The following is a 24,229-nucleotide window of genomic DNA, read 5'->3' as shown; positions in this document are numbered from 1 at the left end:
GCGTTGCCTAATAGATTATGAAAACGGGTGTTTTCGCGCTTGGCGCGTGCTGCTGCGCAGTGCGCTATTACGTCGCGCTCAAAACGTGGTCACGACTGCCCAAAAGGCGGGCAGGACAGGCTGTCGACACAATGTTGCTCATGCCTCGGGCAACGGGAAGGTAATTTCGTAGCGTAAGGCTTATTGCAGGGCCTCGCCGTGCTGCGAAATGTCCAGGCCTTCGAGTTCGTGCTCATGGGATACGCGCAACGGCACGAACAGGCCGACCAGCTTGAGCAGGATGAAGCTCACGCCTGCCGACCAGACGAAGGTGACGGCGACGCCATAGAACTGGATCAACAATTGCTGGGGGTGGCCCTCGATCAGGCCGGCGGCGCCGCCAATGGCGCTGGTTGCGAACACGCCGCCAAGCAGGGTGCCGGTCAGGCCGCCGATGCCATGGACGCCGAACACGTCGAGCGAATCGTCATAGTTGAAGCGGTGCTTCAGCCAGGTGCAGGCCCAATAGCAAACCGCACCGGCGATGATGCCGATGACAATGCCGTGCCAGGGCGCCACGAATCCGGAGGCCGGCGTGATGGTGCCGAGCCCCGCGACCGCGCCGGAGATCATGCCGAGCACCGAAGGCTTGCGCCGCGTCGACCATTCGATCGCGCCCCAGGTCAGGGCGCCGGCGCAGGCGGCGAGATGCGTTGCGATGATCGCCATCACCGCGCGCGAATTGGCCGCGCCCGCCGAGCCGCCGTTGAAGCCGAACCAGCCGACCCACAACAGGCCGGTGCCCATCACCGCGAGCGAGAGATCGAATGGCGAAAGATTCTCGGTGCCATAGCCGTGACGGCGCCCCATTACCATCGCGGCGACGAGGCCGCCGGTGCCGGCCGACAGATGCACCACGAGGCCGCCGGCGAAATCCAACACGCCCATACTGGCGAGGAAGCCGCCGCCCCACACCCAATGCGCCAGCGGAATGTAGACGAACATGAACCAAGCGACGGAGAACAAGAGATAGGCGGAGAACCGCATGCGATCGGCGACCGAGCCCGCGACCAGCGCCACCGTGATGATCGCAAACGTCATCTGGTAGAGCATGAACAGCGATTCCGGGATCGTCTTGGCCGCCGGATTGATGCTGTCCATGGTCATGCCCGCAAGGAACCAGCGGTCGAGCGTGCCCATCCAGGGGCCGTCGCCGACGAAGCACAGCGAGTAGCCGAACGCGACCCAGAGAATCGAGATCAGCGTCACTGCGGCGAGGCTCTGCGCCATGGTGGCAAGCACGTTCTTCTTCCGCACCATGCCGGAGTAGAACAGCGCAAGTCCCGGGATCGTCATCATCAGCACCAGCGCGGTGGCGACGATCATCCAAGCGGTGTCGGCGGTGTTGATCTCGGAGCCCGCGGCGTGCGCCGGCGAGGCAATGATCGACAAAAGTCCGATCGGCACAGCCAAACAAGCTGCGCGGCGCAACAATCCCGCCATGTCGTTCCCCCAGCATGGTGATGACGTCGCACACTGTGGCGTCGTTGCCCGGTGCGATCGACGAAGACATATCAGCGCGTTTTTGAGCGAAGCGGATTCCGGCTCGCCCCAAGACAACGCGTCAAACCAGAATCTAGAGCGCGTCGCTGTCGGTTTCGCCGGTGCGGATACGCAGCGCGTGGTCGATCGGCGTGACGAAGATCTTGCCGTCACCGATCTGGCCGGTGCGCGCGGTCGCGGTGATCACGCTGACCGCCTTGTCGGCCACGTCGGATGCGACCGCGATCTCGATGCGCAGTTTGGGCAGGAAGTTCACGACATATTCGGCGCCGCGATAGATCTCGGTGTGGCCCTTCTGGCGGCCATAGCCCTTCACCTCGGTCACCGTCATGCCGTGCACGCCGATCGCCGTGAGGGCCTGGCGGACCTCATCGAGCTTGAAGGGTTTGATGATCGCGACGACGAGTTTCATGGTCAGGCCTATTCCCCGGGATGCGCCGTATGTCCTCGGCGCTGCGTCAATCTGGCATCTTTCCGGGCAAATGGCACAAAAAAGTTGCAGGTTGAAGCGGAAAAACGTTTGGCCATGTGAACGGCCGCCTCTGTACAGGGCAGCCGTTCATCCTTCACAATGCATTTTTGGCATGGATGCGGTGAACCCAGGCGTCCCGGCCGGTACATAAGTATGTTCGAGGGGGACGGCTACATGGCGAGTTGGTTCTACGCATCCGAGGGCAAGCAGCAGGGGCCCTTTCCGGAGGGGCAATTTCGCGACCTCGTCGCCCAAGGAATCGTGCGCCCAGACACGCTGGTGTGGACCGAGGGCATGGCCGGCTGGCAGAAGGCCGCCGAAATTCCTGGCCTGGTCCGCGGCGGCGCCGCGCCGCCGATGATGCCGGCCGGCGGATATGCTCACGCTGGCGGCTATGATGGCGCAGGTGGAGGATCACTTTCGGTCGATTTCGGCATCCTCGAGTTCACCTGGCGCAGCATCGTCTTGCTGATCGGAATGATCTTCGTCCTGCCAGCGCCGTGGGTGTTCGTCTGGTACACGCAATGGATCGTGTCCTGCGTGAACGTCCCGGGGCGTCCGAACCTCAGCTTCACCGGCAACGCGATGACGCTGGTGCCCTGGTTTTTCGGCTTCATCGTCCTGGCGATCGCCATCTCCTTCATCGGCAGCGAGATCTTGAGCAACCTGCTGTTCATCGTCCAGATCGTTCTCTACTGGCTGCTGATCAAATGGATGGTCGCGAACCTCGCCTCCAACGGGCAGCCGCTGGGCTTGAGCTTCACCGGCTCGATCTGGGCCTATATCGGCTGGAGCCTGCTGTTCGCGGTCTCGGTCATCACCATCATCGGCTGGGCCTGGGTCGCCGCGGCGCAGATGCGCTGGTTCTGCCGCAGCGTCGAAGGCACGCGGCGTGAAATCGTCTTCAAGGGCAGCGGCCTTGACATTCTGTGGCGTGGAATCGTGGCCGTGGTCCTGTGCAGCTTCATCATCCCGATCCCGTGGGTGTATCGCTGGATCATGAACTGGTTTGCATCGCAGACCGAGCTCGCTCCGCGCGGCTCGCTTTAAGCTATCACGTCCTCCGCTCGCGCACCGAGCCTTCCTGCGCGACGGAGGCCACCAGCGTGCCGTCGGGCTTGAAGATCGAGCCGCGGGTCAGGCCGCGGCCGCCTTGTGCGCTCGGCGAATCCTGAGCGTAGAGCAGCCACTCGTCGGCGCGGAATGGGCGGTGAAACCACATCGCGTGGTCGAGACTCGCTGGCATCATGCGCTTGTCGAACAGCGTGCGGCCATAGCGCGCCATGATCGCATCCAGCAGCGAAAAGTCCGAGGCATAGGCGAGCGCACACATGTGCAGTGCCGGATCGTCGGGCAGTTTCGCAGCCGTCTTGATCCAGACGTGAATGCGGCCATCGTCGATCTTCTGGCCGAAATAACGGCCGAGCTCGACCGGGCGCAACTCGATCGGACGATCGGATTCGTAATAGCGGCGGATGAACTCCGGCATCTCCTTGAACATCGGCTGCTTCGCCACCTCCTCCGCCGTGAGCTTTTCCGGCGGCGGGACGTCGGGCATCTTGTCCTGATGATCGAACGCACTCTCCTCCTCGGCGTGGAACGATACCATGATCGAGAAGATCGCGTTGCCGTGCTGGATCGCGGTGACGCGGCGCGTCGAGTAGCTCTTGCCATCGCGCAGGCGCTCGACCTGGTAGATGATCGGGATCTGCGGGTCGCCCGGCAGAATGAAATAGCAATGCAGCGAATGCGGCAGCCGGCCCTCGACGGTGCGGCAGGCCGCCACCATCGCCTGTCCGATCACTTGGCCGCCGAACACCCGCTGCCAGCTCGTTTTTGGGCTGTTGCCGCGGAACAGGTTCACCTCGAGCTGTTCGAGGTCGAGGATTGAAATGAGGTCGATCAGGCCTTTGGACATGCTGCTGCTTTCGAGTGCCTCGTCATTTCGGGCATCGCGACAGCGATGCCCCGGAATCCCGAGCCGATAACCTCCGGATTCCGGGTTCGCGCTCGCGCGCGCTCCGGCTGACGGAACGATTGCCGTTCCGCCCTTGTTTCACCGCACTGTTTCGCCCACCTCAAGTCTGCTAGCAAGTCCAGGAATTGGCCGGGAAAGTCGGGTATGTCGGTACAGGGGAGCATTGTCATTGGCGGCGGCGCGTTTGCAGGGCTGGCGCTGGCGCTGGCGCTGCGCCAGGGGCTCGGGCCCGAGATTCCCGTCATCGTCGCCGATCCCGCGCTCAGCATGCGTCCAAGCCGCGATCCGCGCGCAACTGCGATCGTGGCGGCTTGCCGCCGGCTGTTCGAGGCGATCGGCGCTTGGGACGATGTCAGGGGCGAGGCGCAGCCGATCCTCGACATGGTCGTCACCGATTCCAAGCTGGAGGACGCGACGCGTCCGGTGTTCCTGAATTTCGCCGGCGATGTCGCGCCGGGCGAGCCCTTCGCGCATATGGTCGAAAACCGTCGCCTGATCGATGCACTGGTGGTGCGTGCGGAGGCCGAGGGCATCGATCTGCGTGCCACCATTGTCGCCTCGTACGACGCGCGTTCCGAAGGCATCGACGTGACGCTCGGCGACGGCAGCGTGATCGCCGCAAGCCTGCTGGTCGCCGCGGATGGCGCCAGATCCAAGCTGCGCGAGCGCGCCGGCATCGCTACCCATGGCTGGGAATATGACCAGTCCGGCATCGTCGTCACCGTCGGGCACGAGCGCGATCACGAGGGCCGCGCCGAGGAGCATTTTCTGCCGGCCGGTCCGTTCGCGATTTTGCCCCTATCCGGCAAACGCTCCTCGCTGGTGTGGACCGAGCGCCGCAGCGAAGCCGCACGCATCATCGCGCTGAGCGAGGCGGAATTTCACGGCGAGCTCGAGCAGCGCTTCGGTCTGCATCTCGGCGAGGTCAAGGCACTCGACACGCCGCGTGCGTTCCCGCTGTCCTATTTCGTCGCGCGCTCCTTCATCGCCGAGCGTCTGGCGCTGGTCGGCGACGCCGCTCATGTCATCCATCCGATCGCGGGCCAAGGCCTCAACATGGGACTGAAGGATGTCGCCGCGCTGGCCGAGGTGGTGGTCGATGCCGCGCGGCTCGGCATGGATCTCGGCAGCGTCGATGTGCTCGAACGTTACCAGCGCTGGCGCCGCTTCGACACCATGGCGATGGGCGTCGCCACCAACTCGCTGAACCTCCTGTTCTCCAACCAATCGACGCTCCTGCGCTCGTTGCGCGATATCGGCCTCGGCCTCGTCGACCGCGCCCCGCCGCTTAAGAATCTCTTCATCCGACAGGCCGCCGGCTTGACCGGTGAAGTGCCGCGTTTGTTGAAGGGCGAAGCGTTGTAGGCGGAGGTTTCAAGAGCGCTCGCCCCACCCTCTCCTCATCGTCCGGACAAGCGCGCTCTGAGCGCGCGCAGATCCGGGACTATACGCCGCAGCAATGATTTGCGAAGGCTTGGAGTTACCAGCTTCGCGCCATAACTCCCTTTGTGGTTATGGATCCTGGCCCCCCGCACGCAATTGCGCGCTAGGCCGGGACGACATCAAGAATGTGGTGAAGCCATCGCGCTCCAGCCGGGATACGTGCCGTGACTTCAATCGATCTTGCGCGCCTCTTCCGGCAGCATGATCGGGATGCCGTCGCGGATCGGGTAAGCGAGCTTGGCGCTGCGCGAGATCAGCTCCTGCTTGGCAGAATCGAACTCCAGCGGGCCCTTGGTCAACGGGCAAACCAGAATCTCCAGCAGCTTCGGATCGACACTGGCTTCGGGGCGTTCGGTGGGCGCGTTCATGATGGTCTCCGGCAGTCGGATTGCCTCTAGCACAGAAATTCGCATCCGCCCATCGCGGCCTAAGCGGACATCATCCGCAAGAGCTCGTCGAGCAGGGCCTGGAGCCGCGCCTGCGGCACGGGCGTGCCCGATAACGCGAAGCCGAGAAAGCTCCAGTACAGGATCTGCGAGCGCGCCTGCGCCATCGCCGGGTCGAGTCCCCGCTTCTTCAGCAGCGCCTCGATATAATCGAGCCTGCGGCGGTCGATCACACGGACTGCGCCTTGCGCGGCCGCATCGAACGCCGCCCAGTTGCGCACGGCGCGCTCGAGGTCGAGCCGCGCGCTGAAAGATCTTCGCAACAGCGCCGTCAGCGGTTCGTCACTGCCAGCCTCGACATCGGCGATGATCTGCTCGGCCGCGATCTCGCGCCAGCGCTTCAGCAAGGCCGCGTGGAAGGCGCCGAGATCGGCAAAATGCCAATAAAAGCTGCCGCGCGACACGCCCATGGCCTTGGCGAGCGGATCGGCCTTCAGCGCCGTGAAGCCGCTTCTGGCGAGCGCCTTCAGCCCCTGTTTGATCCAGTCGTCGGCGGCGAGCTGTTCGGTCATGGCGAGTTCCCGATGATCAGGACCATACACGAGTGTATTGACAGGTCACCGTGCGCGGGTCCATACCATACACACCTGTATGGCCACTGGATAGATCGGAGTTTCCGTCATGCGCGATCTCCTGCTGCAATGCTCCGGCGCTGCCGCGATCGTGCTGGCGCTGATCCACGGCATGCTCGGCGAGACCAAGGTGTTCGCTCGTGCCACAATCGAGCCGCCGCGCCTTCGTACGCTGATCCGCTTGGTGTGGCAGGCCGGCACGGTGGCCTGGATCGGCGGCGGCGTGCTGCTGCTCGCGGCACCCTTGATGCAGTCGAACCTCGCCCGGCACTGGATCGTCGTCACACTCGCCGTCGTGTTCGGCTGCGCGGCACTCGCCAACGCCCTCGCGACGCGCGGCCGCCACTTTGGCTGGGTCGGCATGGGCACTGTGGTGGCGCTTGCGGTTGCCGGCTACTAGCGGCGCTCGCGTTTGGCCCGTGAGGCGTAAGGCCGCAGCCGCACTTCAAATGCGCGTTGCATGCGGAGAGCGCTGATCTTTTGGCGACCATTAGAACAAATCTAAGATTGGTCACCCCAAACCGGATTGACTTCACCTTCGCCTTTGCTTCCTTCGGCTGCGCTTCGCGCTGAGCACACAGCGCACACGACAGAGGAGGAGACGTTCGTGAAGGTCATTCGAGTTGTTGCCATTGCACTGACGATCGGGATTGGTACGGGATCGGCGGTCATGGCCGACGGTTTCAAGGACTGCACCAAGCTCGACAAGGCGTCATGGAAGCCGGCCAGCGAGGCCGAAGCCAAGGCGAAGGCGCTGGGCTACGAGGTGCGGCGCTCCAAGATCGAAGGCTCGTGCTACGAGGTGTACGGCGTCAAGGAAGGCAAGCTCTACGAGCTGTTCTACAGCCCCGAAGATCTCAGCCTGAAGCATACGATTGCCAAATGACTTGCGCGAAGTAGTCTGCGCCGAGTGACTCGCGCCAAATGACTTGCGCAAAGTGAAGCGGAATTGATGGCGGAAGCGATGCCACAAGCGCGCGGGGTGTCCAACGGGACCCCCGCGGATCGAACTGCTTCGCGGGCGGTCGCGGTCTGGGACCTCCCGCTGCGGCTCTGGCACTGGCTTCTCGCGACCTCGGTTCTGATCGCGTGGTTCACGCCGACCGTCTATGACGGCCTGCACCGCATCGTGGGCTATACGGTCATCGGCCTACTTGGCTTCCGACTGGTCTGGGGCTTCATAGGAGGCCGTTATTCGCGCTTCCGGATGGTCGGGGTCAGACTTCGCGCGGCGCCCGGCTATCTCTGGAACCTGCGCCGCGGCATCACCGGCCGCTATATCGGACTCAATCCTGCCGGCACCTTGATGCTGGTGGCGCTGCTGGCTTCGCTCGCGGTGTCGACGATCACGGGCGCGATGTCGGTGACCGTCACTTTTTTCGGCGTCTGGTGGGTCGAGGATACCCACCATTATTCATCGGACGCCGTCATCATCCTGGTCGTGCTGCACGTGCTCGGCGTGGTGCTGATGGGGACGCTCCAGCGCGAGAACCTGATCCGCGCGATGTTCACCGGACGCAAGCGCATCCGCAATCGCCTCTAGGGCTTGTTGCCGATCCTTGCAGGTCTCCTTCGCTCTCCTTGGGCGCGATGGCGGTGTGACGCATGCGCAATGCTCGGCAAAATCGAATTGCGCAGGAAGCATTAACGTCACGGTAAGCATGCAATCAGGCGTTGCACAAAATTAACGCGAACGACGTTTAGCCCGTTCACCATCGACACTATTGACGATGGAGCGATATTGGATGTTCCGCGTTTTTTCCTGCCTTACCGTCGAGCATGATTGGCGGTTGGTCCTGCTGGCTGGCCTGGTCTGTTTCGTCGCGAGTATCGTTGCGATCAGTATCTTCCATCGCGCGATCGCTGCGCGCGCGAGATCACGGTTGATCTGGATCGCCATTGCTGGCGCTGCGATCGGATACGGAATCTGGGCAACCCATTTCGTTGCGATGCTCGCCTATGAGCCTGGCGTCCCGACCGGTTATGGAATCGTGCTGACGACGCTCTCACTGGCTACGGCAATGCTGCTGACGTCGGGGGGCTTCAGTGTTGCGCTCGGCGATTCCGGCCGGTGGCGCGCAGCGGCCGGCGGCGTCATCATCGGCGGCGGCATTGCCAGCATGCACTATCTCGGCATGTGGGCCCTTGAAGTGCCGGGTCGCGTCGCCTGGTCGCCGGACCTCGTGCTCGTCTCGATCACTCTCGGCATGTGCCTCGGCTATGCGGCCTTGGCTGTGGCGATCAGGTACCAGAACTACCGCGGCACGCTCGCGGCGGCGGTCCTGCTGACCCTTGCCATCGTATCGCATCACTTCACGGCCATGGGTGCCGTGCAAATCACGCCGGACCCAATGCGTGCGACAGGTGTCCTATCGCTTTCTCCGGCCGTGCTCGCGCTGGCTATCGCCGGTGTAGCACTCTCCGTGCTGGGCATGAGCCTGATCGGCGTGGTGGCCGATCGTCGCCTGGCAAGCAGAACCGTGAGGTTCGAAGGGATCATCAGCCAGCTTTCGGACGCACGGCAGCAGCTCGAAGACTCGCAGCAGGAGCTACAGGAACAGAAGCTGAGGCTGGACACGGCCATCAACCACATGGTCGAAGGCCTTTGCATGTTCGATGCCGAGAAGAGGCTGGTCATCTGCAACGAGCGTTACGCCAATCTGTATCGGCTGCCGCCGGAATTGCTGCGCGCGGGAACCTCGCACCGCGACATCATCAGGCATCGCATCATCAGCGGTACACTCAAAAGCGACGCAAGCGACATTGCCGCCGAGCAACTGATCTCGAAGCTCGATGCTTTGCCAGTCAATGCGGTCTCGAGCCGAATCGACGAATTCGCTGATGGCCGGTTGATTTGCGTGACGAGACAGCCGATGGCTGGTGGCGGATGGGTGGCAACGCATCTCGATGTCACGGAGCAACGCCGGTCCGAAGCCAAGATTACCTATATGGCGCAGCACGACGCGCTGACGGAGTTGCCAAATCGCGTGCTGCTGAGAGCGCGTTTGGAGCAGGCCTTCGCCGAGACGCGCAATGGAGCTCGCCATCTGGCGGTCCTCATGATCGATCTCGACCGCTTCAAGGAGGTCAATGACACGCTCGGACATCCGGCGGGCGACTCGCTGCTGCGTGCGGCCGCGACGCGTTTGCGGGAGTGCAGCCGGGAAACCACCTTGATTGCCCGACTGGGTGGCGATGAGTTCGCCGTCGTGGACTATGTTACAAATCCCGTCGTGGATGCGGCCTCGTTCGCCGAGACGATCAAGGCTGCGCTCTGCGAACCCTTTGACCTTGGCGATCATCAAGTCACCGTGGGCGCCAGCATTGGGATCGCCATCGGGCCCCGCGACGGGGCTGATTCCGACGTCATCCTCAAGAGCGCAGACCTTGCTCTGTACGCGGCAAAGAGTGGCGGACGCGGCGCATTCCGCTTCTTCGAACCGGAGCTGGACCAGCTCATGCATGTCCGCCGCAACCTGGAAAAGGACATGCGCAGAGCGCTTGCGCGGGGCGAATTCGAGCTCCACTACCAGCCATTTGTGAGTGTGGAGACCGGCCAAACCTGCGGCTATGAGGCGTTATTGCGGTGGCACCATCCGGAGCGCGGTCTGGTCTCGCCTGCCGAATTCATTCCGCTTGCGGAGGAAACCGGCTTGATCCTGCCCCTGGGCGAATGGGTCTTGAGAGCTGCCTGCACTGAGGCAGCCAAGTGGCCTTCCGATCTGATGATCGCAATCAATCTCTCTCCCGCTCAGTTCAGGAGCAAGGAGCTCGTCTCCATCATTGTCGGCGCCCTGGCGACCTCGGAGATTGCGCCGCACCGGCTCGAGCTCGAGGTCACCGAAACCGTCATCATGCACGACAGCGACGCGGTGTTCGCAGCGCTTGGGCAGCTGCGCGAGCTCGGCGTGCGAATTGCCCTCGACGATTTCGGCACGGGCTATTCATCGCTGAGCTTTCTGCAGAAATTTCCATTCGACAAGATCAAGATCGACCGCAGCTTCGTCAGCGAGCTGTCCAGCAAAAGCGAAGAGGCGCATCGGATCGCCCGTGCCGTCGTGGCGTTCGCGGTCAGCCTCGGCAAGACGACGACCGCTGAAGGCGTCGAAGCCGCCGAGCAACTGGACATCCTGCGCGAACAAGGCTGTGTCGAGGCGCAGGGCTACTATTTCAGCCCGCCAATGCAGGCCTCGAGGATCCCGGAGGTGGCCCAGCGGAAGGCCGAAGCCGAAGCGGCTGTCCGTGCCGCGTAGGTGTTCTCACTGCAGCGGCGGATCGCCGCTGGTGCGCTTCTTGGCGAGATCCATTTCGGTGACCGCGATCAGGATCTCGGCGCGGGTCTTTAAGTCAGGCGCCTCCAGCATGGCCTGCTTTTCCGCGGGTCCGTAGGGCGACATCATCGCCAGCGCGTTGACCAGCGCCTCGTTGGGCGCGCTCTCGACGCCCTCCCAGTCGACCTTGAGGTTGTTAGCCTTCAGGAAGTCCGCCAGCACCGCCAGCAGGGCTTCGCGATCGACCTGGTCCTCGCCCATACGCGCGGTGAAATCGTCGACGAAGGCGAAGAAATCCACCTTGCATTGCCGGTAGGCGGTCAGCACGTCGAGCTCCTCGACCACCTTGAAGCGCGAGACGCCGGTGAGCTCGAGGATGTAGCGGCCATCACCGGATTCAGCGAGCTGGGTGATGCGGCCGACGCAGCCGACGCGGAACAGCGCCGGCTTGTCGGAATTCTTCGGCGAGTGCGCCACATCAGGCTGGATCATGCCGATCAGGCGATGGCCGTCGCGGAAGGAATCGTCGACCATCGCGAGATAGCGCGGCTCGAAGATGTTGAGCGGCATCTGGCCCCGCGGCAGCAGCAGCGCACCCGGCAGCGGAAATACCGGAATGACCTCCGGAAGGTCGGCGGGCCCGCGATATTCGATGTTGATCGGCATCTGCCCGGTCCCCCTGGCGTTGCCAGCACGCCCTACGAAAACAGGATCGTCGACAAACGCTTGCGTCCCTCGACGGTTGCATCATCCGTGCCGCCCCAGGCCTCGAAGAACTGCACCAGCTGCTTGCGGGCGCCGTCGTCGTTCCATTTGCGGTCGCGCTTGATGATCTCGAGCAACTGCTCGGTGGCGGCCGCGCGATTGCCTTGCGCGTTGAGCGCGGTGGCGAGATCGAATCGGGCCTGATGATCGAGCGGGTTTGCGGCGACTTTCTGTTCCAACTCGGCCACCGGTCCCAGCGCTTCCGCCTGCTCGGCGAGGTCGATCGTGGTCTGCACGGCTTTCACGGCGGGATCGTTGCGCTTGGATTCCGGCACCATGGCCAGCGTCTGCTTGGCCTGTTCCATCGCGCCGGAGACGGCGTAGCACTTTGCAAGGCCCGCAAGCGCCGCGATGTTGGTCGAATCATGCTGGAGCGCCTCGGCATAGATCTGCGCGGCCGCAGCCGTGTCGCCCTCGGCGAGCACGGCCTCGGCCTCCTGCACGATCTCGGCGACGTTGACCTCGCCCGGCGCGGTGACGCCCTTGGTCAGCCGCTCGATGAAGGCATTGAGCTGGCTCTCGGGCACCGCACCCATGAAGCCGTCGGCTGGCTGGCCGTTGACAAAGGCGATCACCGCCGGAATCGACTGGATGCCCATCTGCCCCGGAATCGCCGGGTGCTGGTCGATGTTCATCTTGACCAGCTTGACCTTGCCCTTGGCCGCCTTGACCGCCTTTTCCAGGATCGGGGTGAGCTGCTTGCAGGGGCCACACCACTCCGCCCAGAAATCGATCAGCACCGGCTGGCGCTTCGATTCCTCGATGACGTCCTTCACGAAAGTCTGGGTGGTGGTGTCCTTGATCAGATCGGCGGCAGCCGGGCCCGCCGCTCCGTTACCCTGGTCGATGATCGTCACGGGATCCCCTCGTCATGTCTGGAATGGCGGCTCTTTAACACGCCGCCGATGCATATGCTTGGTGTCGGCTCCTAAATTGGGCCGAATGGGCCGAATTTCAATCCAGGTGCCTTGATTCGCCGGTTCCGGGGCGCTTTCGGGCGATTTGGTCGCATTCAGCGTCCATATGGGGCCTCCGACTGCGAATCTATGCCGCCTGTAGCTGTTGCATTCCCCTTCCGCTTTTGGCATACGACAGCCGTTGCCGGCGCGTCACGCGACCGACACAGGATGCGGGTGTAGCTCAGTGGTAGAGCACGACCTTGCCAAGGTCGGGGTCGAGGGTTCGAGCCCCTTCGCCCGCTCCAATTTTTCCCAGAGCATCCAGCCGAACCGGGCCGGGCCGTGGTTTTCCACGCCGCCGGCGACTGCATTGGGTCTCACATGACGATTCTGGTCACCGGCAGCGCGGGCCACCTTGGGGAGGCCATTCTCCGGACGCTGCGGGGGCGCGGATTGCCTGCGCGCGGGGTCGATCTGAAGCCATCTTCCTTCACCGACGCGGTCGGATCGATCGCCGACCCAGGCTTCGTGCGGCGCCAGATGGCGGGCGTCACCGCGGTGATTCACACTGCGACGCTGCACAAGCCGCATGTGGCGACTCACAGTAAGCAGGATTTCGTCGACACCAACGTCACCGGCACGCTCAACCTGCTCGAGGCGGCCGCGGCGAGCGGCGTGAAGAGCTTCGTCTTCACCAGCACCACCAGCGCGTTCGGCTCGCAGCTTCGCCCGGAGGCAGGACAAGCCGCAGTGTGGGTCACCGAGGACCTGCCGCCGGTGCGGAAGAACATCTATGGCACGACCAAGCTGATGGCCGAGAACCTCTGCGAGCTGTTCTTTCGCGAGCGCGCCCTGCCGGTCCTCATCCTGCGGACGTCGCGCTTCTTTCCGGAAGCCGATGACGATCCGGCGATGCGATCGGCTTACACGACCGAGAACGCGCAGGCCAACGAGCTGCTCTATCGCCGGTTGGACATCGCGGACGCGGTGAGCGCCCACCTACTCGCCGCCGAGCGCGCGCCCAAGATCGGCTTTGCGCGCTACATCGTCTCGGCCACGAGCCCGTTCGAGCAACGCCATCTCGCGGCGCTCGCGCGCGATGCTGCCGGTGTCGTGCGCGAGCTCTATCCGGATTGCGTGCAGCTCTATGCGGCGCGCGGCTGGCGCCTCTTCCCCGCGATCGATCGCGTTTATGTCAACGAACGCGCGCGGCGCGAGCTGGGCTGGCGGCCTGAATTCGACTTCGCGCATGTGCTGCGCAGCCTGCATGATGGCCGCGATTTCCGCAGCGCGCTGGCACGCGAGATCGGGTCGAAAGGCTATCATGAGGCGGAGTTCGACGATGGGCTCTACCCCGTCGACCCGTAAGCGCGCTTACCGCAATTTTGCTCGATGCTTCAACTGTCTGTCCGGTGTCGCCGAGCGCAGGCTGGCCTGAGCCGATCTACTGTGCATGGGGTTGTTTTCGCATTTTTTGGATGTCCGCCCCTCGCGCCGCCTGAAAATGGTCACGCGCGATATCGATTCCGCGTTGCAGCGAGAGCGTTGGCATCGCGCCGTTCGCCCCTCATTGACATTCCGTCTCAATTTTTCCGGAGTGCAACCGCAGTGCATGCGATGCCCTTCTCAGCGCTCGCAGATGTGCTAGCTTTTTGCGTCTGCCTCCCGGCAGACTCCAAACTTCGCCTCTCGACTAGCAAAATAAAATAAATTGCAGCCCTGACGGCTGCCTTTGGGGAGTGACGCGATGACATCGATGTTCCATCGATCCGTGTTGGCGCTTGCAGCCGTTGCCCTTCTCGCAGGGTCTAGCGCTGGCAATGCGCAACAGCAGGACAAGAACCGGGCGCTGAAGAAATACGAATCCGGTACCAAGGAGTTCTGGACCCATCCGCCGGATGACTGGTTCCTCGGCGACGAGACCGAGGCGCAGAAGGGCCTTGCGCCGCCATCGGGTCCGCCGACCGGCGCTTCCGACACCGAGCTCGCTAACATCGTCAAGAAGATCAAGCTGCCGCCGGGCTTCAAGATCGAGGTCTATGCTTCCGGCGTGCTGGCCGCGCGGCAGATGGCCTGGGGCGACAAGGGCACGCTGTTCGTCGGCTCGTTCGGCCTCGGCAACGTCTATGCCATCAAGGACAACAACGGAAAGAAGGAGGTCAAGACCGTCCTCAAGGGCCTGAACATGCCCACCGGTCTTGCCTTCAAGGACGGCGCGCTCTACGTCATCGCCGTCGACAAGCTGATCCGCTATGACGACGCCGAAGCCAAGCTCGACAATCTCGGCGAGGGCAAGGTCGTCTATGACGACATGCCGTCCTATGCCGCGCATGGCTGGAAATATATCGCGGTCGACAAGGATGGCTGGTTCTTCCTGCCGTTCGGGCCGCCCTTCAATGTCGGCATCCCGCCGACCAGCGTCTCGCAGATCCGGCGCGTCGATCCCAAGACCGGCAATGCCGAGATCTGGGCGCTCGGCGTCCGCAACTCGGTCGGCGGGGACGTCGATCCGCGAACCGGCAAATACTGGTTCACCGAGAACGCGCGCGACTGGATCAGCGATGATCTGCCCTCAGACAAGCTGAACATGATCAACAGGATCGGTGAGCATTTCGGTTATCCCTATTGCCACCAGGGTAATTTGCCTGATGACAAGTTCGCGATGGGTCATAAATGCTCCGAGTTCACGCCGCCGGTGCTGAATCTCGGCGCGCATGTCGCTCCGCTCGGCATGAAATTCTATACCGGCGACCAATTCCCCGCCGAGTACAAGAACAATATCCTGATCGCCGAGCACGGCTCCTGGAATAGGCACAAGTACCAGGGCGCACGCATCGTGCGCGTGATCGTCGGGCCTGACGGCAAGAATCCCAAGCAGGAAATCTTCGCCTCCGGCTGGCTCGAGGGCGATCAGGGCTATCTCGGCCGTCCCAACGACATCCTTCTTGCCAAGGACGGCTCGATCCTTGTGGCCGACGACTGGGCCGGCGCGATCTATCGCATCAGCTACAGCAAGAAATAGCGCGCGGACGATAAGAGGCTGCGGTGGTCGCGAGGTGCCGCAGCCTCGTTTGCTTTCAACTTCGATGCCGTTCCCGATTGCGCGCCACTTGCGCGCAAGTCCGGAAACCATATCCACGAACGGGGGCTATGGATTCCGGCTCCCGCCAAGCGGCGCGCCCCGCCCCGCAATGACGAACTCGACAGATCGGAAGTGCTAATCATGCGCCGCCAGTTTTTTCCGTATGTCATCGGCGCGCTTTCGCTCGCAGTGCTTGCATTCGTCTCGGCCCAGGCCGCCGATAATGCCGCGATCAAGGAGAAGACGGCTGCCTGCGCCGGCTGCCACGGCGAGAACGGCATTTCGCAGACCGAGAACGTCCCCTCGCTCGCCGGCCAACCCGATCAATTCCTGCAATGGCAGCTGGTGTTCTTCCGCGCCGGCTCGCGCAAGAACGATCAGATGCAGCCGATCGTCGAAGAGATCACCAACGAAGACATTCGCAATTTCGGCGCCTATTTTTCGCAGCTGGCGCCGCCGAAGGCACCGGAAGACGAGGACCCGGACTTGTCGAAGAAAGGCGCCCAGGTCGCAGCCGGCCGCCGCTGCGCCTCATGCCATACGGACACCTATGCCGGCACCAAGGCCGTGGCGCGGCTCGCGGGCCAACGCGAGGAATATCTCGTGAAGGCGCTGCACGACTACAAGTCCGGGCAGCGCGTCGGCGGCGGCGTCGCCGCGATGGCCGATGTCGCCTATCACATGAGCGAGGAAGAGATTACAGCAGTCGCGCACTACCTGGCGCATTTGCAGTAGCGCAAGGCTGTTGCCCCAAACTCCACCGTCGTCCCGACGACGGGACCGATAACCACAGGATGTGGTTTGGCGAAGACAGGTCGTTTTTCGAGCATCGCGCGGTACTGATAGCGTCGCTTCCGATAGGTCACGCAGTATGGGTCTCGGCCTTCGCCGGGGCGGCCGCTACCTCGCCCTCTGCTTCTCATACGCCTTCAGATGCGTATATGCGATGCGCAGCTTCGGCACGGGAACCTTCGCCGCATCTCCGCGTGCGATGAGATCGCCGATAACGTGATCGGCTTCGACCGGCAGGCCGGCCTTGATGTCGCGGAACATGGATGCCGTCATCGGCGAGTCCTCGGTGGTCAGATTGCCCTTCACGCGCTCGAAGAACGGTCCGGCCGGCGGATAGCCCGACGCAGCGGCAATCGCGCTGGTCTCGTCCAGCATGCCAAGCAGAAAATCCCTGCCGCCGGGGGCAGCGAGAATATTGCCGACGGAGCTGCGCATCAGGCTGGTGGACGCTGCGAGCGTGGAGAGGAACACCCACTTCTCCCACATGTCCTGCAGGATGTTCTGGCTGGCGGTGGCGCCATTGATACCGCTCCTGAAGGCCTCGTCGATCGCCTTGACGCGGTCCGACAGCTTGCCGTCGCGCTCGCCGTAATTGATCGATTGCATCGGCTGGAGCTGCACCACCTCCCGCTGCTCGTTGAGGGTCGCGGCGATGGCGCAGAGGCCGCCGAGCACGCGCTCCTTACCGAACTTGTCGTCGAGGACGTCGAGATGCTTCATGCCGTTGAGCATGGGGATGATCGCGGTGTTCGACCCGACGGCGGCCGCGAACGACTTGATGGCGTCGTCGAGGTCGAACGCCTTGCAGCTCAGCAGCACGACGTCGAATTTTTCCGCGAGCTTGTCCGCTTGCACTGTCGGCGGGGCCTTCAGCGTCACATCGCCATTCGGACTCTTGATGACGAGGCCGGCGCTCGCGAGCTCGCCGGCGCGGCGCGGCCGCACCAGGAAGGTGACGTCGCGGCCGGCCTGCAACAGCCTGCCACCAAAATAGCCGCCGATGGCGCCGGCGCCGACCACGAGGATACGCATGGGATGCTCCATTGTTGCTCTTGGTGGCTACTTATAATCGTCATTGCGAGCGAAGCGAAGCAATCCAGAATGTTGCCGCGATCACATTCTGTCGCTGGAGAATGAAGGTACTACGTCCCCAGCACCATCTCCTCGACCTCACGCAGCTGCTCCTTACCGAAGAACATCTCATTGCCGACGAAGAAGGTCGGCGAGCCGAACGCGCCGCGCGCCACCGCTTCCTCGGTATTCTTGATCAGTCTGCCTTTCACCTCGGGTTCCTGCGCGCGGGCGAATAACTTTTGCGCATCGAGGCCGGATGACGCCAGCGCCTTCGTCGCGACCTCAGGGTCGTCCATCTTCTTCGGCTCGCGCCACATGTGGTGGAAGGCGGCTTCGACATAGGTCTCGAACACGCCCTCGAGCTGCGCTGCGATCGCCGCGCGCATCAAATTCAACGTGTTGACGGGGAAGAACGGATTCATGATGTAGGGCTGGACTTTGAAGCGCTTGATGAAGCGCTCGGTCTCGACCGCCTGAAACTCGCGCTTGTTCTTGATGCCGGCGAGCGTCTCGGCCGGCGACTTGTTGTTGGTCGCCTTGAAGATGCCGCCGAGCAGGATCGGCACATATTCGAACTTGACGCCGATGCGTTGCTCGATTGCCGGGATCGCCAGATGGCTGAGATAGGCGTTCGGGCTGCCGAAATCGAACAGGAATTGCGGGGCTGTGCGGGTCAATTCGATCTCCCTGGCGGCGCTTTTCATCCATTGTGGCGCAGGCCGCGCGACAGGTCCATCGTTTAATGACGGTCATAATGCCTTGATGTCCCGTCAGAGCAGACGCCGGATCGTCTGCTTGCGCCACACCAGGAGGTAACAGCCCATCTGCAAAACGAACATGGCGCAGAACACGATCGGATAGGCGGCCCATACGCCCTCGAGGCCGATCGTGCGGCTTAGGATCATTGCAGCCGGCAGCTCGATCGCGACGATCGCGAAGATCGAGAGCAGCATCGGCGTCAAGGCGATGCCGGCGGCGCGCAGGGCGCCCGAAAACACCGTGGCGAGGCCAAACGGAACCGAGCTCCACAGGGCGATGTAGAGGAGAGTCTTCGCCAGATCGAGCACGGCGCCGTCGGTGATGAAGATGCCGAGCACGGCGCGCGGTACCAGATAGATCAGCGCCACCAGCCCGCCGGTCAGAACGACATTGAACGCGAGGCCGGTGCGCACGATGCCCTCGAGCCGCACCCTGTCGCCGCCGCCGATCGCTTGCGCACCGAGGATCGAGACCGCGATCGAAATCGACATTGCCGTGAACTGCGTGTAACCCATCACCTGATTGACGGCGCCGTACGCGGCCGTGGCGTTTGAGCCGAAGCCGTTGACGAGCCCAAGCAGCACCAGCTCGGCAATCGCCATCACCACCATGCCAATTGCGCTCGGCAGTCCGATGCCGAGGATTTTTCCGAGCACGGCGCCGTTGAGCCGCAGATGACGCAGCAGTGCAGCGTCCGGTGCCAGTGCATGCTTTCTCCGGAGCAGATGGACGGCGAGCACGATCAGCGTCAGCGCGTTGGCAATTGCGGCTGCCCATGCCGGACTGGTGATGCCCGCTGCCGGCAAGCCGAACGCGCCGCGGATCAGCAGCGGCGTCAGGGCGAGGCCGATCGCGGTCGATAGCGCCAGCGCGAGGAGCGGCGTCAACGTATCACCGACGCCGCGGATCATCGCTGTCATCAGTAGGAAGATGAAGCCGAGCGGCATCGTCAGCAGCATGATGCGGGCATAGGCGCTGGCCTGGTCGAGGATGTCAGCGGGCGTTGCGAGCATGACCATCAGTGGCCGGCTGAAGATCCCGCCAGCGAGTGCAACCGTTGCCGAGAGCGAGAGGCCGATCGCGAGCGTCGTGCCGACGACGAGCTTGATCCTGCCGTGCTCCCCCGCGCCAAAGGCTTGGCCGATCAAGACGGTGGCGCCGGTGCTCAGGCCGATGACGAAGGCGAACAGGAAGAACATCACCGGGAAGAATGCCGAGACTGCGGCGAGCGCGTCGATGCCGATCATCTGGCCGAGATAGACGTTGCTGACGGTGCCAAACAGCGATTGCAGCGCGTTGCTTGCCATCAGAGGTGCGAGGAAGCGAAGAAACGTCGTCCAGAGAGGCGCGGATGCGGACATGAATTTGCCTTTCATCGAGGCGTGCGAAGCCGTTGCCGCGCGATGCGCGGCTCGGCCGTTGATAGGGTGAATGCTGCGCGGTTTAAGCCCGGTCGCTGTAGGCGAGCTTGACGATGTGGTCGCGGATGTCAGTCGGCCAGTCGGCGATCAGCCCGGTGAAGCGCCGTCGTTCATCCGCGAACAGCGCGCGCGAGGCTTCCTCGAACTGCGGCAGATTGCCCGCCATGGTCGACATGAAGTGATAGGCCGCATCGCGCGCCTGCCGCTCGCGGTCCTTGTCGCCGCTGGCGCGTCTGGCCTCGTCGACGAGCTTGCGCAGCGCGACCGAGGCGCCGCCGGGTTGCGCGTTGAGCCACTCCCAGTGGCGCGGCAGTAACGTCACCTCGCGCGCGACCACACCAAGCTTCGGCCGGCCGCGGCCGCGCGGCTCGCTCAGTGGTTCGGTGATTTCGGTCGGCGGCGGCATGATCTCGGCCAGCCGCGCCAGCACCTCGTGATCCTCGCCGCGCAGGTCGAAATCGATCGACCGGCCAGTCCCATCGTCGAAAATGATGATCGGCTGGTCCGGATTCGATCCGGCCCGCTTGACTGCGAGGGCGACATCGCCGGCCGCTCCCGAGGCCAGCCGGCGCTGGCCCATGAAGGCTGTGAAGGTGGCTTGCATTGGAATCATTGCCAGATTGACTGTGTTGGCGATTTAATACCCGGGTAAATTTAAGGCGTCAATATACCCGGGTGAAAATAGGCGCACCGATGGCTCGACATTGTGTTCCCGGGCTGGCACCAACGGCGCGACGACCAAGCCAAGCTGGGGACCACGCGATGCTGACCGTTCACCACCTCAACAATTCCCGCTCGCAGCGCGTGCTGTGGCTGCTCGAGGAATTGGGCGTGCCCTACGAGATCGTGCGCTATCAGCGCCAGCCGGACATGCGCGCGCCGAAGGAGCTGCGCGCCATCCATCCGCTTGGCAAATCGCCGGTCATTACAGACAACGGCAACACCATCGCCGAGTCGGGCGCGATCATCGAGTATCTCATCGCTACCTATGGCAACGGCCAACTGATCCCGCCGCCGAACACGCCGGAACGGCTGCGCTTCACCTATTGGCTGCATTATGCGGAAGGGTCGGCGATGCAGCCGCTGCTGCTCAAGCTGCTGTTCACGCTGATGCCGAAGCGCGCGCCGGCGTTGCTGCGCCCCTTGGTGCGCAAGGTTTCGAATCAGGCGCTCACCGCGCTGGTCAATCCGCAGCTCAAGCAGCACATGGACTTTTGGGAAAGCGAGCTCAGCAAGAGCGAGTGGTTCGCCGGCAACGAGTTCACCGCAGCCGACATCCAGATGAGCTTTCCGCTGGAAGCAGCGCAAGCGCGCGGCGGGCTGGAGCAGGGCCATCCCAAGGCGATGGCGTTCCTGGAGCGCATCCACGCGCGGCCGGCGTATAACCGCGCGCTCGAAAAGGGCGGGCCTTATCAGGTCGGGCGCTAAATCATCTCGGCGCAGTGACAGGGTTACTGTCCCGCAGCTTCCGCCCCACGCGTGCGCGGATCGGGCGCGCCGAGCGGCCCATTCGGCGTCACCAGAATCGAATTGGCCGATGTCTGTCCCATCGGCTCCACGACGAAGTGGCCTATCGCCTTCAGCTCCAGCAGAACATCGGCAGGAAAGCCGCTCTCGACGCGCACCTCGTCCGGCAGCCATTGGTGATGCAGCCGCGGTACGGAGACGGCGGCAGCCACATCCATCTTGTAGTCGAGGACGTTCACGATCACCTGGAGCACGGTCGAGATGATGCGGCTGCCACCAGGCGAGCCCGTCACCAGCACCGGCTTGCCGTCTTTGAGCACGATGGTCGGTGACATCGACGACAGCGGGCGTTTTCCAGGCCCTGGCAGATTGGCCTCGAAGCCGACGAGGCCGTAGGCATTCGAGGCGCCGACCGCCGCGGTGAAGTCGTCGAGCTCGTTATTGAGCAGCACGCCGGTGCCGTCGGCAACGAGGCCGACGCCATAGCTGAAGTTCAATGTGTAGGTGTTGCTGACGGCATTGCCGCGGCCGTCGACGACGGAGAAATGCGTGGTGTTGCTGCCCTCGCGCGGCGAGATAGCAGCAGAAACGAGCTCTTTCGAAGGCGTGGCGCGCTCGGCGGAGATGCCCGCGCGCAGCTTGGCAGCGTAGTCCTTCGCGGTCAGCGTCTCGATCGGTGCGTTGACGAAGGCGGGATCGCCGAGATAGCGCGCGCGGTCCGCATAGGCGCGCTTCATAGCTTCGATCAGGAGATGCAGCGATGCCGGCGATCCCTGCTTCAGATCGGCGAGCTGGAAGCCTTCGAGAATGTTGAGCGTTTCCACCAGCACCACGCCGCCGGACGAGGGCAGCGGCATCGATACGATGTCGTAGCCGCGATAGGTGCCGCGCACCGGCGCGCGGATCACCGCCTGATAGGACTTCAGATCGGCAGGCGTCATGATGCCGCCGGCGTCAGCCACGGCCTTGGCGAGTTTCTCGGCAACTGGCCCCTCATAGAAGCCGCGTGGCCCCTGTGCGGCCACGGCCGATAGCGTTTCGGCGAGATCGCCCTGCGCCAGCCTGTCGCCTTCGCCAAGTGGCGTGCCGTCGGGGCGCGAGAAGATCTTGGCCGAGGAAGGCCAGCGCGCCAGCCGCCGGTGCCAGGCCGGCAGCGTATCGGCCATGTCGTCGCTGACGGCAAAGCCATCGCGAGCGAGCGCGATCGCCGGCTCGAGCAATTGCGCCAGCGTGAACTGACCGGAGCCATATTTCTCCAATGCGAGCGCGAGACCTGCAACGGTGCCGGGCACGCCGACGCCAAGCGCGGAATCCCGTGACCTCGTCGGGTCAGGCTTGCCATCGGGCCCCAGGAAAACTTGCGGCGTGGTCGCAGCTGGCGCGGTCTCGCGATAGTCGATAGTGATGTCTTCGTTGCGATCGGCGGAATGGATCACCATGAAGCCGCCGCCGCCGATATTTCCTGCGCGCGGATAGGTCACGGCCATCGCAAAGCCGGTGGCGACCGCGGCATCGACGGCATTGCCGCCACGGCGCAGGATGTCGGCGCCGACCTGCGCAGATATCTTCTCCTGCGCCACCACCATGCCGTGTTCGGCAGCAACGGCGCGCACCATATCGCGCGCGGGCGGGACATAGCCCCGCCGCGCGTCCTGGGCCGTCACAGCGACAAGACCGAACGCCAGCGTGGCTATGACGGCGAAAAATGTCCGCCGTGTCGAATATGACAACATCATCAAAATTCCCGTCGCGCCTTCCGGCCAGTTCACACGCGTCACGGCAATGCTATACGGTTTGCCCCGAGACAGGCAAAACTGTTCGTGATGGGGACTGCGTGATGACAACGATCGCCCAGGATGTGCGCATGGCCGGCGTGCCGCGGACCTATCCGCGGCGCGCCGCCGTCGTCAGCTGGATCTTCTTCGATTGGGCCGCGCAGCCTTATTTCACACTGATTACGACCTTCGTGTTCGCGCCCTATTTCGCGACCGGCATCGCGCCAAATCCCGCCATCGGTCAATCGCTGTGGGGCTTTGCGATGGCGGCCGCGGGCCTTGCGATCGCATTGCTGTCGCCGGTGCTCGGAGCCATCGCGGATGCTTCGGGCCGCAGGAAACCATGGATCGCAGGTTTCGGCGCGGTGCTGGTGTTGGCGTCCTGCACGCTGTGGATCGGCAAGCCCGGCGATGACGCCATCATTCCGCCGCTGCTCACCGCCGTCGCGCTCGCCAGCGTCGGCGCGGAATTCGCTACCCTCTTCAACAACGCGATGATGCCGACTCTGGTGCCGCCGGAGCGGATCGGGCGGCTGTCCGGCACCGGCTGGGCGACAGGATACATTGGCGGCATTGTCAGCCTGATCATCGTGCTCGGCCTGCTCGCCGCCAATCCCGAGACCGGCCGCACGCTGCTCGGCTTGATGCCGCTATTCGGGCTCGACCCCATCACGCATCAGGGCGACCGTGCTGCCGGGCCGTTGACCGGGCTGTGGTTCATCATCTTCGTGATGCCGATGTTCCTGTTCACGCCGGATTATCCGGCAAAGCGCCCGGTGCGCGAGGCACTGCGCGAAGGACTGTCTGAGCTGAAGCAATCGATCAAAGGTCTGCCGAAGCAGAAGTCGCTCGCGGCGTTCCTGCTCGCCAACATGATCTACACCGACGGTCTGGTGTCGCTGTTCGCCTTCGGCGGCATTTATGCCGCCGGCACCTTCGGCTGGCACACGATCCAGATCGGCACGTTCGGCATCATGCTCGCGATCGCGGGTGCCCTCGGTGCGTGGCTTGGCGGCAAGCTCGACGATCGTCTCGGGCCGAAGCGCGTGATCGCCGGCAGCCTGCTGATTCTCCTGCTGTCGGTGGCGGCGATCCTGCTGGTCGACAAGGACAGTGTGTTGTTCGTCAAGGTCGCGCCGCCGCAGCCGGGTGCGGCCCTGTTCTCGAGCGCGGCGGAGCGTGCCTATCTGGTGCTGGGGTGCCTGATCGGCGCCGCCGGCGGCCCGTTGCAAGCCGCTTCGCGCACGCTGCTGATCCGTCTGGCGCCGAAGGACCGCATCGCACAGTATTTCGGCCTGTTCGCATTGACCGGGAAGGTGACGTCTTTCATCGGTCCGCTGTTGATCGGCATGATCACCGCTGCGACGGCGAGCCAGAAAGCCGGCATGGCCGTGCTGGTGGTGTTCTTCGTCGCGGGATTGGGGCTGTTGATGCGGGTGCGGGATTAGCCGCACCACGCAATTCCATCTCC

The 24,229-nt window shown here is 63.6% G+C and carries 23 protein-coding genes and 1 tRNA gene; 12 read left to right on the top strand and 12 right to left on the bottom strand.

Annotated elements, in window-relative coordinates; all coding sequences use genetic code 11:
• Positions 1-180 precede the first annotated feature (180 nt).
• Positions 181-1,482 (bottom strand): ammonium transporter, encoded by a 1,302-nt coding sequence (locus IVA78_RS25885; protein ID WP_247279970.1) that lies wholly within the window; start codon positions 1,480-1,482, stop codon positions 181-183.
• A 133-nt stretch (positions 1,483-1,615) separates the two neighbouring features.
• Entirely contained in the window at positions 1,616-1,954 is a 339-nt protein-coding gene (locus IVA78_RS25880; RefSeq protein WP_028176997.1) for a P-II family nitrogen regulator, read from the bottom strand.
• A 234-nt stretch (positions 1,955-2,188) separates the two neighbouring features.
• Between IVA78_RS25880 and IVA78_RS25875 the strand changes: the two genes are divergently transcribed.
• Positions 2,189-3,064 (top strand): DUF4339 domain-containing protein, encoded by an 876-nt coding sequence (locus IVA78_RS25875; RefSeq protein ID WP_247468514.1) that lies wholly within the window; start codon positions 2,189-2,191, stop codon positions 3,062-3,064.
• 4 nt (positions 3,065-3,068) lie between these two features.
• Here the strand turns inward: IVA78_RS25875 and tesB are convergent, their stop codons facing one another.
• A complete protein-coding gene (gene tesB / locus IVA78_RS25870; protein WP_247468510.1) occupies positions 3,069-3,932 on the bottom strand; it encodes an acyl-CoA thioesterase II in 864 nt (287 codons plus the stop codon).
• 204 nt (positions 3,933-4,136) lie between these two features.
• On the opposite strand from tesB, the gene IVA78_RS25865 reads away from it, so the two are divergent.
• The gene (locus IVA78_RS25865) at positions 4,137-5,357 is read left to right on the top strand and encodes a ubiquinone biosynthesis hydroxylase (RefSeq protein ID WP_247468506.1); all 1,221 of its coding nucleotides are present in this window, start codon (positions 4,137-4,139) and stop codon (positions 5,355-5,357) included.
• A 248-nt stretch (positions 5,358-5,605) separates the two neighbouring features.
• Here the strand turns inward: IVA78_RS25865 and IVA78_RS25860 are convergent, their stop codons facing one another.
• Positions 5,606-5,803 (bottom strand): Trm112 family protein, encoded by a 198-nt coding sequence (locus IVA78_RS25860; RefSeq protein ID WP_007598651.1) that lies wholly within the window; start codon positions 5,801-5,803, stop codon positions 5,606-5,608.
• A gap of 59 nt (positions 5,804-5,862) precedes the next feature.
• Positions 5,863-6,393: a TetR/AcrR family transcriptional regulator gene (locus tag IVA78_RS25855; RefSeq protein WP_247468504.1), complete on the bottom strand. Its 531-nt coding sequence runs from the start codon at positions 6,391-6,393 to the stop codon at positions 5,863-5,865.
• A 109-nt stretch (positions 6,394-6,502) separates the two neighbouring features.
• Between IVA78_RS25855 and IVA78_RS25850 the strand changes: the two genes are divergently transcribed.
• The 4 genes from IVA78_RS25850 (at position 6,503) to IVA78_RS25835 (ending at position 10,706) form a co-directional block, all read left to right on the top strand.
• A complete protein-coding gene (locus IVA78_RS25850) occupies positions 6,503-6,853 on the top strand; it encodes a hypothetical protein (protein ID WP_247279975.1) in 351 nt (116 codons plus the stop codon).
• A gap of 207 nt (positions 6,854-7,060) precedes the next feature.
• Positions 7,061-7,339 (top strand): PepSY domain-containing protein, encoded by a 279-nt coding sequence (locus IVA78_RS25845; RefSeq protein ID WP_247279976.1) that lies wholly within the window; start codon positions 7,061-7,063, stop codon positions 7,337-7,339.
• Positions 7,340-7,417: 78 nt separating this feature from the next.
• Positions 7,418-7,996 (top strand): cytochrome b/b6 domain-containing protein, encoded by a 579-nt coding sequence (locus IVA78_RS25840; RefSeq protein WP_247468501.1) that lies wholly within the window; start codon positions 7,418-7,420, stop codon positions 7,994-7,996.
• Positions 7,997-8,198: 202 nt separating this feature from the next.
• Positions 8,199-10,706: an EAL domain-containing protein gene (locus IVA78_RS25835; protein WP_247468674.1), complete on the top strand. Its 2,508-nt coding sequence runs from the start codon at positions 8,199-8,201 to the stop codon at positions 10,704-10,706.
• A gap of 6 nt (positions 10,707-10,712) precedes the next feature.
• On the opposite strand, the gene IVA78_RS25830 is transcribed toward IVA78_RS25835, so the two are convergent.
• On the bottom strand, positions 10,713-11,390 hold the full coding sequence (locus IVA78_RS25830; RefSeq protein ID WP_247279979.1) for an LON peptidase substrate-binding domain-containing protein: 678 nt from the start codon (positions 11,388-11,390) through the stop codon (positions 10,713-10,715).
• A gap of 32 nt (positions 11,391-11,422) precedes the next feature.
• Positions 11,423-12,346, bottom strand: coding sequence for a thioredoxin (gene trxA / locus IVA78_RS25825; protein WP_247421354.1), 924 nt, complete (start codon positions 12,344-12,346; stop codon positions 11,423-11,425).
• A 272-nt stretch (positions 12,347-12,618) separates the two neighbouring features.
• Between trxA and IVA78_RS25820 the strand changes: the two genes are divergently transcribed.
• The 4 genes from IVA78_RS25820 (at position 12,619) to IVA78_RS25805 (ending at position 16,205) form a co-directional block, all read left to right on the top strand.
• Positions 12,619-12,693, top strand: a tRNA-Gly gene (locus tag IVA78_RS25820).
• Between the two features lie 76 nt (positions 12,694-12,769).
• Complete coding sequence (locus IVA78_RS25815; RefSeq protein WP_247468498.1) at positions 12,770-13,756, top strand: NAD(P)-dependent oxidoreductase; 987 nt, start codon at positions 12,770-12,772, stop codon at positions 13,754-13,756.
• A gap of 379 nt (positions 13,757-14,135) precedes the next feature.
• Complete coding sequence (locus IVA78_RS25810) at positions 14,136-15,410, top strand: PQQ-dependent sugar dehydrogenase (RefSeq protein WP_247279981.1); 1,275 nt, start codon at positions 14,136-14,138, stop codon at positions 15,408-15,410.
• A 201-nt stretch (positions 15,411-15,611) separates the two neighbouring features.
• On the top strand, positions 15,612-16,205 hold the full coding sequence (locus IVA78_RS25805; protein WP_247279982.1) for a c-type cytochrome: 594 nt from the start codon (positions 15,612-15,614) through the stop codon (positions 16,203-16,205).
• A 165-nt stretch (positions 16,206-16,370) separates the two neighbouring features.
• Here IVA78_RS25805 and panE read toward each other — a convergent pair whose 3' ends face one another.
• From panE to IVA78_RS25785, 4 genes are all read right to left on the bottom strand, one after another.
• Positions 16,371-17,294, bottom strand: coding sequence for a 2-dehydropantoate 2-reductase (gene panE, locus IVA78_RS25800; protein ID WP_247279983.1), 924 nt, complete (start codon positions 17,292-17,294; stop codon positions 16,371-16,373).
• A gap of 110 nt (positions 17,295-17,404) precedes the next feature.
• Positions 17,405-18,013 carry a 2-hydroxychromene-2-carboxylate isomerase gene (locus IVA78_RS25795; RefSeq protein ID WP_247279984.1) on the bottom strand — a complete coding sequence of 203 codons (609 nt, stop codon included), beginning with the start codon at positions 18,011-18,013 and terminating at the stop codon, positions 17,405-17,407.
• 93 nt (positions 18,014-18,106) lie between these two features.
• The gene (locus tag IVA78_RS25790) at positions 18,107-19,456 is read right to left on the bottom strand and encodes an MATE family efflux transporter (protein WP_247279985.1); all 1,350 of its coding nucleotides are present in this window, start codon (positions 19,454-19,456) and stop codon (positions 18,107-18,109) included.
• Between the two features lie 82 nt (positions 19,457-19,538).
• Complete coding sequence (locus tag IVA78_RS25785; RefSeq protein WP_247279986.1) at positions 19,539-20,120, bottom strand: DUF2239 family protein; 582 nt, start codon at positions 20,118-20,120, stop codon at positions 19,539-19,541.
• Between the two features lie 158 nt (positions 20,121-20,278).
• Between IVA78_RS25785 and IVA78_RS25780 the strand changes: the two genes are divergently transcribed.
• Entirely contained in the window at positions 20,279-20,944 is a 666-nt protein-coding gene (locus tag IVA78_RS25780; RefSeq protein ID WP_247468495.1) for a glutathione S-transferase, read from the top strand.
• Between the two features lie 23 nt (positions 20,945-20,967).
• Here IVA78_RS25780 and ggt read toward each other — a convergent pair whose 3' ends face one another.
• Positions 20,968-22,719 carry a gamma-glutamyltransferase gene (ggt, locus tag IVA78_RS25775; protein ID WP_247468493.1) on the bottom strand — a complete coding sequence of 584 codons (1,752 nt, stop codon included), beginning with the start codon at positions 22,717-22,719 and terminating at the stop codon, positions 20,968-20,970.
• A gap of 101 nt (positions 22,720-22,820) precedes the next feature.
• On the opposite strand from ggt, the gene IVA78_RS25770 reads away from it, so the two are divergent.
• Positions 22,821-24,206, top strand: a complete 1,386-nt coding sequence (locus IVA78_RS25770) for an MFS transporter (RefSeq protein WP_247279989.1) — start codon at positions 22,821-22,823, stop codon at positions 24,204-24,206.
• Positions 24,207-24,229 lie beyond the last annotated feature (23 nt).

It is taken from the genome of Bradyrhizobium sp. 137 (assembly GCF_023074095.1).
GTDB lineage: Bacteria > Pseudomonadota > Alphaproteobacteria > Rhizobiales > Xanthobacteraceae > Bradyrhizobium.
The sequence above is the reverse complement of the archived record's forward strand: the minus strand, read 5'-3'. Positions and strand labels throughout refer to the sequence as shown.

Bases quoted from the DNA above. Each gene is read 5' to 3' on its own strand.
- IVA78_RS25885 (WP_247279970.1), bottom strand. From the start codon at position 1,482: ATGGCGGGATTGTTGCGCCGCGCAGCTTGTTTGGCTGTGCCGATCGGA.
- IVA78_RS25880 (WP_028176997.1), bottom strand. From the start codon at position 1,954: ATGAAACTCGTCGTCGCGATCATCAAACCCTTCAAGCTCGATGAGGTC.
- IVA78_RS25875 (WP_247468514.1), top strand. From the start codon at position 2,189: ATGGCGAGTTGGTTCTACGCATCCGAGGGCAAGCAGCAGGGGCCCTTT.
- tesB (WP_247468510.1), bottom strand. From the start codon at position 3,932: ATGTCCAAAGGCCTGATCGACCTCATTTCAATCCTCGACCTCGAACAG.
- IVA78_RS25865 (WP_247468506.1), top strand. From the start codon at position 4,137: ATGTCGGTACAGGGGAGCATTGTCATTGGCGGCGGCGCGTTTGCAGGG.
- IVA78_RS25860 (WP_007598651.1), bottom strand. From the start codon at position 5,803: ATGAACGCGCCCACCGAACGCCCCGAAGCCAGTGTCGATCCGAAGCTG.
- IVA78_RS25855 (WP_247468504.1), bottom strand. From the start codon at position 6,393: ATGACCGAACAGCTCGCCGCCGACGACTGGATCAAACAGGGGCTGAAG.
- IVA78_RS25850 (WP_247279975.1), top strand. From the start codon at position 6,503: ATGCGCGATCTCCTGCTGCAATGCTCCGGCGCTGCCGCGATCGTGCTG.
- IVA78_RS25840 (WP_247468501.1), top strand. From the start codon at position 7,418: ATGCCACAAGCGCGCGGGGTGTCCAACGGGACCCCCGCGGATCGAACT.
- IVA78_RS25835 (WP_247468674.1), top strand. From the start codon at position 8,199: ATGTTCCGCGTTTTTTCCTGCCTTACCGTCGAGCATGATTGGCGGTTG.
- IVA78_RS25830 (WP_247279979.1), bottom strand. From the start codon at position 11,390: ATGCCGATCAACATCGAATATCGCGGGCCCGCCGACCTTCCGGAGGTC.
- IVA78_RS25815 (WP_247468498.1), top strand. From the start codon at position 12,770: ATGACGATTCTGGTCACCGGCAGCGCGGGCCACCTTGGGGAGGCCATT.
- IVA78_RS25810 (WP_247279981.1), top strand. From the start codon at position 14,136: ATGACATCGATGTTCCATCGATCCGTGTTGGCGCTTGCAGCCGTTGCC.
- IVA78_RS25805 (WP_247279982.1), top strand. From the start codon at position 15,612: ATGCGCCGCCAGTTTTTTCCGTATGTCATCGGCGCGCTTTCGCTCGCA.
- panE (WP_247279983.1), bottom strand. From the start codon at position 17,294: ATGCGTATCCTCGTGGTCGGCGCCGGCGCCATCGGCGGCTATTTTGGT.
- IVA78_RS25790 (WP_247279985.1), bottom strand. From the start codon at position 19,456: ATGTCCGCATCCGCGCCTCTCTGGACGACGTTTCTTCGCTTCCTCGCA.
- IVA78_RS25785 (WP_247279986.1), bottom strand. From the start codon at position 20,120: ATGCAAGCCACCTTCACAGCCTTCATGGGCCAGCGCCGGCTGGCCTCG.
- IVA78_RS25780 (WP_247468495.1), top strand. From the start codon at position 20,279: ATGCTGACCGTTCACCACCTCAACAATTCCCGCTCGCAGCGCGTGCTG.
- ggt (WP_247468493.1), bottom strand. From the start codon at position 22,719: ATGATGTTGTCATATTCGACACGGCGGACATTTTTCGCCGTCATAGCC.
- IVA78_RS25770 (WP_247279989.1), top strand. From the start codon at position 22,821: ATGACAACGATCGCCCAGGATGTGCGCATGGCCGGCGTGCCGCGGACC.